A 12,516-nucleotide genomic window follows, 5' to 3' on the forward strand; every position below is an offset into this window, starting at 1 on the left:
CATTCGCGCCGCCGCCGCAGCCGGCGGCCCCCGCCCCCGCACCGCCGCCGGAGGCACGAGCTCCAGCGCCGGGCCGCGGTGCGCACGCCGCTGCCGACCACGACGCCCCGGCTCCGGTCGGCTACGGCGCACAGGCGCCCGCCCCGGCTCGAGCGCCCGCGCCGAGTCCTGCGCCGGCTCCGGCGCCGACGCCGGACCTCCCGCCGCCCCCACCACACTCGCTGCTGCCCCAACCGGCGGACGCGGGGATCGCGGCACCGCCGCCGCCGGACCTGGAGCCCGACCCGCCCGCGTTCGTGCCCGCCCCCGCGGCCGACGCGCCGCCGCCGGTCGCCGTGCCCGTCGAAGCGCCGGCCGTCGAACCGGCCCAGCAGGCCCCGCCGCCGCCGGCACCAGCAGCGCAGGCCCCCGCACCGCCGCCGGCACCGCAGCCGGACGGGTCGGCACCGACCGGGCCGCCGCAGATGGCGAGTGTGGCCGTGCCTGATGTCGCCGTCGACCGCTCGCAGCCGTTCGCGTCGATCGCGTTGTTCTCGTCCGAGGCCCTGCCACCCGACGAGACACGCACACCGTTGCCGGTGGTGACGCGGCCGACGGAACCGCCGATCGCCGACGCGCCGATCCCGACGAACCCGGTGGCCGACGACGCGGTCGAGATCGTGGGCGTCTACTGCAAGAACGGCCACTTCGACGACCCCAGCGCGCGATACTGCGCGATCTGCGGCATCTCCATGGCCCAGCAGACGTTGATCCCGCGCCGCGGACCGCGTCCGCCGCTAGGGGTGCTGGTGCTCGACGACGGCAGCATCTTCACGCTCGATTCGGACTATGTCATCGGCCGCGACCCGTCGCGTGACCCGGACGTGGTGTCCGGCACGGCGCGACCGCTGCGCATCGACGACCCGGAGGGACTGCTGTCGCGCGTGCACGCGCGCATCCACCTGGACGGCTGGGCGGTGCAGGTCATCGACCTCGGGTCGGCCAACGGCACCGGCATCTGGGGGCCGAACGACACCATCTGGCAGCGGGCGCCCGTCAACAGCCCGCAGACGATGAAGCCCGGCACCCAGGTAGGCATCGGCCGGCGCCAGATGCGCTACGAATCCCACCGAAATACGTGACCGGGGAGTTGTCATGCTGCATTTGAATATGGACCTAACGGCCACCCAGCAATTCTTCCTGGCCATCGCCGTCATCCTCATCGTCGCGCGCCTGTTCGGCCTCATCGCCCGCCTGGTGGGGCAGCCGCCGGTCGTCGGCGAGATCATCGGTGGCATCCTGCTCGGCCCGACGCTGTTCTCCGGCAAGCTGACCGCATGGCTGTTCAACGGCCATCCTGTCTGCACGATCGCGGGCAAGACCGGCCCGTGCCCCTCGCCGCTGCCTGCGGGGGTGAAACCGTCGAACGCCTTCGACGCGGTGGCGAACCCCGTCGGGATCGCGAGCAACCTAGGGCCGCTGACCGCGATCGCGAACGTCGGCCTGATCCTCTTCATGTTCATCGTCGGGTATGAGGTCGACCGGACGCTGTTCAAGGGACGCGAGCGCGTGGCGATCAGCGTGTCGCTCGGTTCGATCGCCCTGCCGATGGTCGGCGGCACGTTGCTCGGGGTGTGGCTGTACAACCAGCACCCGTTGATCCACTCGGTGTCCGGGATCGGCAAGCTGCCGACGGCGCTGTTCGTCGGTGCCGCCATGTCGGTGACGGCGTTCCCGGTCCTTGCGCGCATCCTGACCGACCGCAGGATGCACCGAACGCGGCTCGGCGGTCTCTCGATCGCCAGCGCGGCCGTCGACGACATCGCGGCCTGGACCCTGCTCGCGGTCGTCGTCGGAATCGCCGGCTCGGAGACGGCATCGACCAACAAGTCCGCGCATCCCGACGACGCGTGGCACATCTACCTCTCGCCGGTCTACCTGCTGTTCATGTTCTTCGTCATCCGTCCGCTGCTGAAGAAGGTGAACGATCGCTACCTCGAAGGCGGCCGGTTGACCCCTGATCTGATGGCGGTCGTCATGCTCGTTCTGGTGCTCTCGTCGTTCGCGACGGAGTGGCTGAACGTGCACTTCATCTTCGGCGCGTTCATCGCCGGTGCTTGCATGCCGCGGGCGGCCGGGGAGGCACTGCGCGTCACGATCCTGGAGCGCGTAGAGCAGCTGTCGGTGCTCGTGTTGCTTCCCGTGTTCTTCGTCATTTCGGGCGTACGGGTCGACCTGTCGACCTTTAGTTTCAAGGACTTCAAGGAGCTGCTGGCCATCCTGGCTGTAGCGATCGGTGGCAAGTTCATCGGGGCGTACCTGGGAGCCAGGGCCGTCGGCGTGGGCAATCGACAGGCCGGCGCGCTGGCAACGTTGATGAACACCCGCGGGCTCACCGAGTTGATCATCCTCAACGTCGGCAAGAGCCTGGGCGTGCTCGACACGGGGCTCTTCTCGCTCATGGTGGTAATGGCCATCGTCACCACGGCGATGACGGGCCCGCTGTTGGCGCTGATCTATCCCAAGCGGCTGATCGAGCGCGACATCGTCGACGCCGAGCGCGAGTCCCTGGGGTCTGCGGCGTACCGCGTGCTGGTGGTCGCGAACTCCTTGGACGACACCGATCTGATCGACACCGCCGTTGACCTCGCGGCACCGCACGCGCGGGCCGAGGTGTTGATCGCCCGGCTGGTGCCGCAGGGCGCGGTCCCACGGGTGGAGGTCGGCACCGGACTCGGGTCCGAGCTGCTGGCGATGACGACGACGTTGTCGAATCTGCATGAGCTCGCCGCGCGGGGCACCGGACGCGGCGTCGAGGTGCGGGTGCACGCCAAGTTCAGCGAGGGCGAACAGGCCGACGACCTCACAGCAATGATCATCGAGGTGCAGCCGGACGTCGTGCTCGTGGATGCCGAAACCCGGTTGACCCCGCACAACTTCATGCCCCGCATCATTCGGCAACGAAGCGGTCCGCCGGCCGTTGTGTCGGCCGTGGCGGTCCTGCCGGGTGGTCGCGCTGCGGACGAGGCGGCGGCGTTGCGTGCGGCGGCAGAGATCGCCTCGGCGCGCAGCGTCGACCTGGTGCTGGTCGGTCGGCGTGAACGCAGTCTGGGCGGCCTCACCAAGCACGGCATCAAGGCGGTGAGCGGCGAGGTAGCCACCACGTCGCTTGTCGTCGGCGCCCTGGACGAACCGGGTACGCACCTCATCGCCCAGGCCCGTCCGGACGACGAGGCAACCACCATCGACGACTGGGCAGGTTCGCTGTCCCCCCGCGCTACCGCAGTGCCTACCCCGGAGGTTGTGCAGTGAACGGCATCGCCGACTACGAGTTCATCCGCTCGCTGGGCAAGGGCAATCACGGCGAGTTCTTCGTCGCCCCCACCCCGGACCGGTTGCCCGTCGACACCGAGTACGTCGCGGTGAAGGTGCTGTCGGGCGCGACGTCGGAGGACGTCTTCCGCCGGGCCACCCGGGAACTGTCGGCCTTCGCCAAGGTGCAGTCGCCCCACCTGGTTGCGCTGTACGACGCCGGCCAGCAGGGGAGCGCCTTCTACTACGCAATGGAGTACATGGCCGACGGTTCACTGACCGGCGACGTCGACCGCACGACGGCCATCACCGCCGTGGCCGACGCGGCCCGCGCCGCGCACGCGCTGCACGAGGCGGGGATCGTGCACCGCGACATCAAACCCGAGAACGTGCTCCTCTCGGGCGGGCACGCCAAGCTCGCCGACCTCGGGCTCAGCCAGGTGCTCGCCCCCGGTGTCACCGTGACCGGCATGGGCTCGGTCGGGGCGATCGAGTACAACGATCCGGCGCTGATCCAGGGTGCTGCGCCATCGCGGGCCACCGACATCTTTTCCCTGGGCGCCACGCTGCACCGGGCACTGTCGGGCACCGGGCTCTACGGCGAGCTGCCGGCGGGAGACGCGATGCTCGCGCTGCGCAAGATCTTCTCGCAGCAGCCGACGGTGTCCAGCGACATCGACGAGGCAGCCGCCAGGGCGATCTCGTGGGCCATTGCGCCCAGCGCCTTCGACCGGCCGGCCACCGCGTTGGTCTTCGCCGAGCATCTCGACACGCTCGTTTGACCGTCGGCAACCCGTGTTGTTAATTCGGTGTTAGATTAGTTATCAACGTGGGAATGGTGAGATCGGCGGCCCACTCGGGCTGCATCTGATGAGGATGCCACCGCGGGGGGCGAACCCGAGTGGGCCGTCGCCTGCGCCACGAGGCCGGCGGCGCCGGCCGACTGCCGGCTAGGACGCGTCGATGGTCTGCCGCTCACTGTCGGTGGAGTTGACCGCAATCTTGCGCGACTTGGCCCGCTCGGCCACCGGGATGCGCAGAGTCAGCACGCCGCTGCCGTAGCCGGCCTCGATCCGCTCGGTGTCCAGGTTGTCGCCGAGGATGAGCTGCCGGCTAAACACGCCACGCGGACGCTCGGCGGCAATCAGTTCGGCGTCGCTGGCCCGGGCGGACCGCTCGGCCCTGACGGTGACCACGTTGCGCTCGACGTCGAGGTCGATCGAATCCGGGTCGACGCCGGGCAGGTCGAATTCGGCCACGAACGTGTCGCCCTCACGCCAGGCGTCCATCGGCATCACCGACGGGCGGGCCAGGGTGCCGTTGGTGCCGAACACCTGCTGGGTCAACCGGTCGAGCTCACGGAACGGGTCGGTGCGCATCAGCATCGGTACCACCTCCACTGGGTCTGAGACTGTTCTGATGCACTAGCAACGATCTATTACCGTCGCTATAGATTTTTTGTACCACTTGCGGGAGCATGGGGCAACAGGCAGTGCCGAAAATTTTTACGGAGGTGATGGCGATGCCCGAGCCGGACGTCACTCGCGGGGTGTACGGCATCTCCGTCGCCGCCGAACTGGTCGGGATGGGCGTGCAGACCCTGCGTCTCTACGAGGCCCGCGGGTTGCTCGAGCCGTCCCGAACCGACGGTGGCACCCGCCGCTACAGCAGCGACGACCTCGACCGGTTGCGCCATATCGGTGAGCTGATCGAGGCAGGACTTAACCTGGCCGGCATCGCGATGGTGCTCGACCTGGAGGCGCAGAACCACCGGTTGCGCGCCGAGGGCAAGCGCCGTAGGTAAGGATCGACCCCGGGTCGATTGACACCACTCCCGCCCCTGAAGGAGATGCCCATGACGGGCAAGATCGCGCTCGGGTTGTCGCTCGGCTACTGGGGCCGCGAGCAGCCGGCTGGTCAGGCCGCGGCCGTTGCGCTGGCCGAGGAGCTCGGCTTCGACTCCGTCTGGACGGCCGAGGCCTACGGCTCCGACGCGCTGACGCCGCTGGCCTGGCTGGGGGCGGGCACCACCTCGGTCCGGCTGGGCACCTCGATCGTGCAGATGTCCGCGCGGACTCCGGCGGCCACCGCGATGGCGGCGATGACGCTCGACCACCTGAGCGGTGGCCGGTTCGTGCTCGGCATCGGGGCGTCCGGGCCGCAGGTCGTCGAGGGCTGGTACGGCGAACCGTATCCGAAGCCGCTCGCCCGTACCCGAGAGTATGTTGCGATCCTGCGGCAGGCGTTCCGGCGGGAGAAGGTCGACATCGACGGGCAGCACTATCAGGTGCCGCTGCAGGGTGGCGCCGGCCTGGGCAAGTCGTTGCGCTCGACGCTGCACCCGGTGCGTCCCGACATCCCGATCATGCTGGCCGCCGAGGGGCCGAAGAACGTGGCGTTGGCAGCTGAGATCGCCGACGGTTGGCTGCCGCTGTTCTACTCACCGCACGACGACGCGCACTACCGCGCCGCGCTCGCCGAGGGCCGCGCCCGTCCGGAGGTGCACACGCGCGCCGAGGACTTCGAGGTCGTCTGCCCCGTCACCGTCCAGGTCGACGACGACGTCGAGGCCGCCGCGGACCGGGTCCGGCCGCAGCTCGCGCTCTACATCGGCGGCATGGGCGCTCAGGGCGCCAACTTCCACTACGAGGTCTTCGCGCGCATGGGTTACGAGGCCGAGTGCGCCCGCATCCAGGAGCTGTACCTCGCCGGACAGAAAGACGCGGCGATCGCCGCCGTACCGCTGTCGCTCGTCGAGAAGGTGGCGTTGATCGGGCCGCAGGCCAAGATCGCCGACGACCTGGCCGCGTGGCGCGAGTCGCTGGTTACCACCATGGCAATCGGCGCCGATCCGACCACGATGCGGGTGATGGCCGAGCTGGTCGGCGATTAGGCACGTCGACCCTGGCGGTCAGTGGAAGCTTCCCTACCGGAACAATAGGCAGTGCGGCTCCGTTGGCTCTGACAACAGAGCGCTGCCAGCGAAGAGGAGAGCCATGCCCGCCGAACCATTGCACCTCGGCGTCGCGCTCGACGGCGCCGGCTGGCACCCGGCCGCCTGGCGTGAGCCGGACGCCCGTCCCGCGGACCTCTTCGACGCCCGGTACTGGGTCGACCTGGTGCGCGAGGCCGAGGCCGGGCTGCTGGACCTGGTGACCATCGAGGACTCACTCGGGCTGCAGTCCGGCCACTGGTCCGGCCCCGAGCCGCGCACCGATCGCGTCCGCGGCCGCCTGGACGCCGTGCTCATCGCAGCACGGGTCGCGCCGCTGACGTCGCACATCGGCATCGTGCCGACCGCGGTCGTGACGCACACCGAGCCGTTCCACCTGTCGAAGGCCATCGCGACGCTCGACTACGTCAGCTCCGGCCGGGCCGGCGTGCGGGTGCAGGTGTCGGCCCGTGCGCACGAGGCGGCCCTGTTCGGACGTCGGACGCTGCCACGCTTCGGTTACGCCGAACGCGAGCAGCCCGAGATCCGCGCTATCACGTCCGACCTGTTCGACGAGGCACGCGACGCGGTCGAGGTCTTCCGCCGGCTCTGGGACAGCTGGGAGGACGACGCCGAGATCCGCGACGTCGACACCGGCCGCTTCGTCGACATCGACAAGCTGCACTACATCGACTTCGAGGGTCCGCACTTCAGCGTGCGCGGGCCGTCGATCACGCCTCGGCCGCCGCAGGGTCAGCCGCTTGTCAGCGCGTTGGCGCACATCGACGTCGCCTACCGGCTCGCTGCCCGCTCCGCCGACCTGGTGTACGTCACCCCGCACTCCACCGACGACGCGCTGGGCATCGTCGCCGAGGTACGCGCCGAGCAGGCGGCTGCCGGCCGCGCCGACGAACCACTGCACATCTGGGGCGATCTCGTCGTCCTGCTCGACGACACCGCCGCGGCCGCCGCGGCCCGGCTCGAACGCCTGGACGACATTGCAGGTGAGCGGTACCGCAGCGACGCGCAGATCTTCACCGGCACCGCCACCGAGCTCGCCGACCTGCTGCTGGACCGGCAGGCGAGTGGCCTGTCGGGCTTCCGGCTGCGTCCCGCGGCCGTACCGCACGACCTCGTCCGCATCACCCGCGACCTCGTGCCCGAACTGCAGCGGCGCGGCGCGTTCCGCACCCGTTACGCCGCCGACACCCTGCGCGGTTTGCTGGGACTCGGCCGTCCCGCCAATCGCTACGCCTCGACCGGAGGAGCGCCATGAGCAAGCCCCGCAAGCAGATCCACCTGGCCGCGCACTTCCCGGGCGTCAACAACACGACGGTGTGGAGCGACCCGGCCGGCGGCAGCCACATCGACTTCCGCTCGTTCGTGCACCTCGCGCAGACTGCCGAACGGGCCAAGTTCGACTTCCTGTTCCTTGCCGAGGGCCTGCGCCTGCGCGAGCAGAACGGGCGCATCTACGACCTCGACGTCGTCGGCCGGCCGGACACCTTCACGGTGCTGGCGGCGCTGGCTGCGGTCACCGACCGGCTCGGCCTGGCCGGCACGATCAACTCGACGTTCAACGAGCCGTTCGAGGTGGCCCGCCAGTTCGCCTCGCTCGACCACCTGTCCGCCGGCCGCGCGGCGTGGAACGTCGTCACCTCGTGGGACGCCTTCACCGGTGAGAACTTCCGGCGTGGGGGTTTCCTTGCGCAGGAGGACCGCTACGACCGGGCGAAGACGTTCCTGCAGACCGCGTTCGAGCTGTTCGACTCGTGGCACGGCGACGAGGTGCTGGCCGACGTCGAGAGCGGGCAGTTCCTGAGCGACCCGGACGCCGGCACCTTCGCCCACCACGACCGGCACTTCGACATCAGCGGGCAGTTCCCGGTGCCGCGCAGCCCGCAGGGCCGTCCGGTGATCCTGCAGGCCGGCGACTCCGACGAGGGCCGCGAGTTCGCCGCGTCCAGTGCCGACGCGATCTTCACTCGGCACGCAACGCTCGACGCGGGCCAGGCGTTCTACCGCGACGTCAAGGGGCGGCTGGCGAAGTACGGGCGCAGCCCCGACGAGCTGAAGATCCTGCCCGCGGCGACGTTCATCCTCGGCGACACCGAAGCTGAGGCGGCCGAGCGGGCCCACGAGGTCCGGCTGCAGCAGGTCAGCCCTGCAACGGCGATCAAGTTCCTCGAGCAGCTCTGGAACCGGGACCTGTCCGACCACGACCCCGACGGTCCGCTGCCAACGGTCGACCCGGTGCCCGGCGAGAACACCGTCGCGCGCGGGCGGGCCAGCGTGCGCATGCACCGCGACCCCATTGCCACCGCGAACGAATGGCGGGCGAAGGCCGAGGCGGAAAAGCTCACCACCCGCGAGCTGATCGTCGAGGTCACGGGGCGGCAGTCGTTCATCGGCACGGCGGCCACCGTTGCCGAGACGATCGACAGCTTCGTGCAGCAGGACGCCAGCGACGGCTTCGTCCTCGCCCCGCACATCACGCCCGGCGGTCTGGACGAGTTCGCCGACACCGTCGTCCCGCTCCTGCAGGAACGCGGATCGTTCCGCACCGAGTACGAGGGCACGACACTGCGCGACCACCTGGGCCTGACGTCACTCGCCAGCTCCCGCGAGAAGGCGCGGGCATCGTGAAGTTCCTGGCGATCACCCTCATCATCCACGGGCCGGACCCGATCACCGGTGTGCGGAAGTCGACCTACGACCGCTTCCGCGAAGTCGTCGACAACGCCGTGTTGGCGGAGGACCTCGGCTTCGACGGGTTCGGCGTCGGCGAGCGGCACGAGCGGCCGTTCATCTCCTCCGCCCCGCCCGTCGTGCTGTCGCACCTCGCCGCCCGTACGCAGCGCATCCGGCTGTTCACCGCGGTGACGACTTTGTCGCTGCTCGATCCGGTGCGCGCGGCCGAGGACTACGCGACGCTCGACAACCTGTCCGACGGCCGGCTCGAGCTGATCATCGGCAAGGGCAACGGTGCCGCGCAGCGCGAGCTGTTCTCCGTCACTCCTGAGGACCAGTGGGAGCGCAACGCCGAGAGCTTCGAGCTGTTCCGGCGCATCTGGCGCGACGGGCGGGTGACTGCCTCACCCCGGTTCCGGCCGGCGCTGCGCGACGCCGAGGTGTGGCCCCGTCCGCTGCAGCCCGATATCCGCATCTGGCACGGCAGCGCTACCAGCCGGGAGTCCGTCGAGATCGCCGCGGCCGCCGGGGATCCGCTGTTCTCGGCGAATGTCACGAACCCGATCGAGCCCTACGCCGAGCTGATCGACTACTACCGCGAACGCTGGGCCGCGCACGGGCACGATCCGGCAGCGGCCGTGGTCGGTGCGGGCTCTGCCGGGTACTACGCGACGCCCCGCTCGCAGGACGCGCTCGCCGCCTACCGGCCGATCTATGAATTCCAACGCGTCGCGGCGCAGCGGGCCGGCCTGCCGCACCCGTGGGCCGACTTCGAGGACTACGTCGAACGCTCGTCCGCGCTCATCGGCAGCCCCGAGCAGGTGATCGAGAAGGTGCACCGCTACCACGAGGCGTTCGGGCACTCCGTCATGCATCTGCACGCCGACGCCGCCGGGCTCACCGATGCGCAGCACCGCGACTCGCTCGTCCTGTTCCAGGAGTCGATCGCGCCGGTACTGAACCGGTCGATTCCCGATCCGCCCTGGCCGTTGCCCGTCCCCGAATTGACCGGAGCCCGCCGATGACCGACCTCCGCTTCGCTACGGCCGCCAAAGGCCATACCCACTCGTCCTGCTCCGACTGCGTCGTCGCATGACAACGACCCCGCTCGGCATCCTCGACCTGGTGCCGATCCCGTCGGGCTCTACGGCGGCCGACGCGCTGCGTAACAGCATCGACCTTGCCCAGCAGGGCGAGCGGCTCGGGTACGCCCGGTACTGGGTCGCCGAGCACCACCTCAATCCCGGAGTGGCAGGTACGTCGCCGGCCGTGACGCTCGCGCTGACCGCGGCGGCGACGTCCTCGATCCGCCTGGGCGCGGGCGCGGTTCAGCTCGGGCACCGCACGGCGCTGTCGACGGTCGAGGAGTTCGGCCTGATCGACGCTCTGCACCCCGGCCGGCTCGACCTCGGTCTCGGCCGCTCGGGCGGCCGGCCGGCGGCGGTGAAGCAGCCCGCCCTCGTGGGCGGCGGCACTCAAGTCGTCGACGGCTGGACCGAGAACGGGGTGCGCATCCCGAAGAAGTTCTCGCCCGCTGCGCTGCTGGCCTCGCCGCGCTTCGTCTTGCAGAAGACCCTGCTTATCCAGCCCGAGGCCCGGCCGCAGAACTACACCGAGCAGGTGGGCGACATCCTCGACCTGCTCGCCGGCAGCTACGTCAAGGACGGGCAGGAGGCGCACGTCGTTCCGGGCGAGGGCGCGCGACTGCAGGTGTGGGTCCTGGGCAGCAGCGGCGGCGAGAGTGCGACCGTCGCCGGCGAGCGAGGCCTGCGCTTCGGCGCCAACTACCACGTCGCGCCGGCGTCGGTACTCGAGGCGGTCGAGGGTTATCGCGCGGCGTTCCGGCCGTCGGCCGAACTCGACCGGCCGTACGTCATGGTCTCGGCCGACGTCGTCGTGGGGCCGGACGAGGCGACCGCTCGCGAGCTCTCGGCCGGCTACGCGCTGTGGGTGCGCAGCATCCGCAGCGGCGAGGGCGCGATCCAGTTCCCGTCGCCCGAGCAGGCGCGCCGGCACGCGTGGACCGATGCCGATCGCGACCTCGTCGAGGACCGCGTGCAGACGCAGTTCGTCGGTTCGCCCGCCCAGGTTGCCGATCAGCTCCAGCGGCTGCGCGACGCCACCGGCGCCGACGAGCTGCTCGTCACGACTATCACCCATCAGCACGCCGATCGCGTCCGCTCTTACGAGCTGCTCGCCGAGGAGTGGCGCCGACGCTGAGGTTCTGACCTGGTCCACACTCACCCGGTAAACGCGAATTCGATGTCGGGTAGGTGGTGGGCGGTGTTACGTCCATTCGGGCACGCCGTCGATCATGGCTACCGACCATTCTGCTTTCTCGAACGTGCGGTGGTGGTGCGCGCGGAGCAGACACAGATTGTCGAGGTTGGTGTCGCCGCCGCGGATCCAGGCGCGGATGTGGTGCGCCTCGGTCCACGCCGCGGCGCGGGTGCAGGTGAGGCTCCTCGCGGGGTTCGGCACCGTCGGTATCCAGCCGGGCCAACAGCAGCTCCCCGGAACGGCGCAACGCGGCCGGGTCCTCGTGTCGCGCCGCGTGCACCAGGAACGCCTCCGCCGCGCCGAACACCTCGTGCGTGATCCCGGCGGGGATCTTGCCGAGGTAGCGGGTGATCACGTCCACGTGCGCACCCGAGATCTCCCCCGCGGTCAACGCATCCGCGGTGCGGGGGTGGATCGCCTCCAGCGGTTCCCCGGCCAGGGCGCGCCGCCCAGCGAGATCCAGCGAGCGCTGCGCCCGCGCGCGGGCCTCGACCCTGCTCACCCGGGTCAGCCCGCCGATCAGATCCACCACCGACGTCGCCCCGAACTGCGCTGCACCTCCAACCCGGTGAGCACCCCGGCCAACTTCAGCGCCGGCACCGTGTCGCAATCCAGCGCGAGCACCCGGTCCACCCCAGCACGCAACGCGTTCATCGCGTCGTCGACCACCGCCCCGTCCATACCGAAAACGATATGGAGGGGGTCCGACAGGAAGGCCCCTCCGGAGCGCTGCCGACGAATGAGTTGAACAATTTCGCGGCTAGTAATCTCGATAGGGTTGGTCGAGAACACCGGGAAGCGATGGACGGAGCACCGCAGTGGGCACAGTGGTCGTGGTCGGCAACCCCAAGCCGAAGTCGCGCACGCTCGACGCCGCGGTGGCGGTCGTTGAGCAGGTCACGGGCAGCCCGCCGGACACCGTCATCGACCTTGCCGACCTCGGCGCAGGCTTGCTCGACTGGGCCGACGCCAGCGTCGCGGAGGCGGTGGCACAGGTGCGTGATGCGCGGTTCGTTGTGGTGGCCAGCCCGACGTACAAGGCGAGCTACACCGGCCTGCTCAAGCTGTTCCTGGACCGGTTCTCGGCCGGCGCGCTGGCCGGCGTCACGGTGGTGCCGCTCATGCTCGGCGGTGGCCTGCAGCACGCGCTGGCGCCCGAGGCATTCCTCAGGCCGGTGCTCTCCGAGATCGGCGCGTCGATGCCCACCCGCGCCCTGTACCTGCTCGACTCCGACGCCGAGGCCGGCTTCGCACAGTCACCGACGCTTGCCGAGTGGCTGCAGACCGCCCGGCCACAGCTCGCTGGCCGGGTGTGACGGGAA

At 70.1% G+C, this 12,516-nt stretch carries 13 protein-coding genes and 1 pseudogene; 10 read left to right on the forward strand and 4 right to left on the reverse strand.

Going from position 1 to position 12,516, the window contains the following annotated elements; all coding sequences use genetic code 11:
- The 3 genes from ACFFC4_RS10255 to ACFFC4_RS10265 form a co-directional block, all read left to right on the forward strand.
- On the forward strand, positions 1 to 1,121 hold a 1,121-nt coding region (locus tag ACFFC4_RS10255; RefSeq protein ID WP_375500440.1), incomplete at its 5' end, for an FHA domain-containing protein.
- A gap of 13 nt (positions 1,122 to 1,134) precedes the next feature.
- On the forward strand, positions 1,135 to 3,291 hold the full coding sequence (locus ACFFC4_RS10260) for a cation:proton antiporter (RefSeq protein WP_375500442.1): 2,157 nt from the start codon (positions 1,135 to 1,137) through the stop codon (positions 3,289 to 3,291).
- Positions 3,288 to 4,073, forward strand: coding sequence for a protein kinase (locus tag ACFFC4_RS10265; protein WP_375500444.1), 786 nt, complete (start codon positions 3,288 to 3,290; stop codon positions 4,071 to 4,073). Before ACFFC4_RS10260 ends, ACFFC4_RS10265 begins: the two co-directional genes overlap by 4 nt.
- A gap of 168 nt (positions 4,074 to 4,241) precedes the next feature.
- On the opposite strand, the gene ACFFC4_RS10270 is transcribed toward ACFFC4_RS10265, so the two are convergent.
- Positions 4,242 to 4,676: an Hsp20/alpha crystallin family protein gene (locus ACFFC4_RS10270; RefSeq protein ID WP_375500446.1), complete on the reverse strand. Its 435-nt coding sequence runs from the start codon at positions 4,674 to 4,676 to the stop codon at positions 4,242 to 4,244.
- A gap of 131 nt (positions 4,677 to 4,807) precedes the next feature.
- On the opposite strand from ACFFC4_RS10270, the gene ACFFC4_RS10275 reads away from it, so the two are divergent.
- From ACFFC4_RS10275 to ACFFC4_RS10300, 6 genes are all read left to right on the forward strand, one after another.
- Positions 4,808 to 5,095 carry a MerR family transcriptional regulator gene (locus ACFFC4_RS10275; protein WP_375500448.1) on the forward strand — a complete coding sequence of 96 codons (288 nt, stop codon included), beginning with the start codon at positions 4,808 to 4,810 and terminating at the stop codon, positions 5,093 to 5,095.
- A 63-nt stretch (positions 5,096 to 5,158) separates the two neighbouring features.
- Complete coding sequence (locus tag ACFFC4_RS10280; protein ID WP_375500630.1) at positions 5,159 to 6,184, forward strand: LLM class F420-dependent oxidoreductase; 1,026 nt, start codon at positions 5,159 to 5,161, stop codon at positions 6,182 to 6,184.
- A 103-nt stretch (positions 6,185 to 6,287) separates the two neighbouring features.
- Complete coding sequence (locus tag ACFFC4_RS10285) at positions 6,288 to 7,499, forward strand: LLM class flavin-dependent oxidoreductase (protein WP_375500450.1); 1,212 nt, start codon at positions 6,288 to 6,290, stop codon at positions 7,497 to 7,499.
- Positions 7,496 to 8,869: an NtaA/DmoA family FMN-dependent monooxygenase gene (locus ACFFC4_RS10290; RefSeq protein WP_375500452.1), complete on the forward strand. Its 1,374-nt coding sequence runs from the start codon at positions 7,496 to 7,498 to the stop codon at positions 8,867 to 8,869. Before ACFFC4_RS10285 ends, ACFFC4_RS10290 begins: the two co-directional genes overlap by 4 nt.
- Positions 8,866 to 9,939: an LLM class flavin-dependent oxidoreductase gene (locus tag ACFFC4_RS10295; protein WP_375500454.1), complete on the forward strand. Its 1,074-nt coding sequence runs from the start codon at positions 8,866 to 8,868 to the stop codon at positions 9,937 to 9,939. The genes ACFFC4_RS10290 and ACFFC4_RS10295 overlap by 4 nt, the downstream gene beginning before the upstream one ends.
- Before the next feature lie 67 nt (positions 9,940 to 10,006).
- Positions 10,007 to 11,134, forward strand: a complete 1,128-nt coding sequence (locus tag ACFFC4_RS10300; RefSeq protein ID WP_375500456.1) for an LLM class flavin-dependent oxidoreductase — start codon at positions 10,007 to 10,009, stop codon at positions 11,132 to 11,134.
- A gap of 66 nt (positions 11,135 to 11,200) precedes the next feature.
- On the opposite strand, the gene ACFFC4_RS10305 is transcribed toward ACFFC4_RS10300, so the two are convergent.
- From ACFFC4_RS10305 to ACFFC4_RS10315, 3 genes and pseudogenes are all read right to left on the reverse strand, one after another.
- On the reverse strand, positions 11,201 to 11,395 hold the full coding sequence (locus ACFFC4_RS10305) for an HNH endonuclease (protein WP_375500458.1): 195 nt from the start codon (positions 11,393 to 11,395) through the stop codon (positions 11,201 to 11,203).
- Between the two features lies 1 nt (position 11,396).
- A pseudogene (locus tag ACFFC4_RS10310) lies at positions 11,397 to 11,726 on the reverse strand (DUF222 domain-containing protein); the annotation flags it as partial.
- Positions 11,714 to 11,875 (reverse strand): hypothetical protein, encoded by a 162-nt coding sequence (locus ACFFC4_RS10315; protein ID WP_375500460.1) that lies wholly within the window; start codon positions 11,873 to 11,875, stop codon positions 11,714 to 11,716. The pseudogene ACFFC4_RS10310 and the gene ACFFC4_RS10315, both read right to left, overlap by 13 nt.
- A gap of 137 nt (positions 11,876 to 12,012) precedes the next feature.
- Here ACFFC4_RS10315 and ACFFC4_RS10320 point away from each other — a divergent pair, with 137 nt between their 5' ends.
- On the forward strand, positions 12,013 to 12,510 hold the full coding sequence (locus ACFFC4_RS10320; protein ID WP_375500462.1) for an NADPH-dependent FMN reductase: 498 nt from the start codon (positions 12,013 to 12,015) through the stop codon (positions 12,508 to 12,510).
- Positions 12,511 to 12,516: the final 6 nt, after the last annotated feature.

Origin of the sequence: uncultured Jatrophihabitans sp., assembly GCF_964244045.1 — a bacterium.
In the GTDB taxonomy this organism is placed as follows: Bacteria; Actinomycetota; Actinomycetes; order Mycobacteriales; family Jatrophihabitantaceae; genus Jatrophihabitans.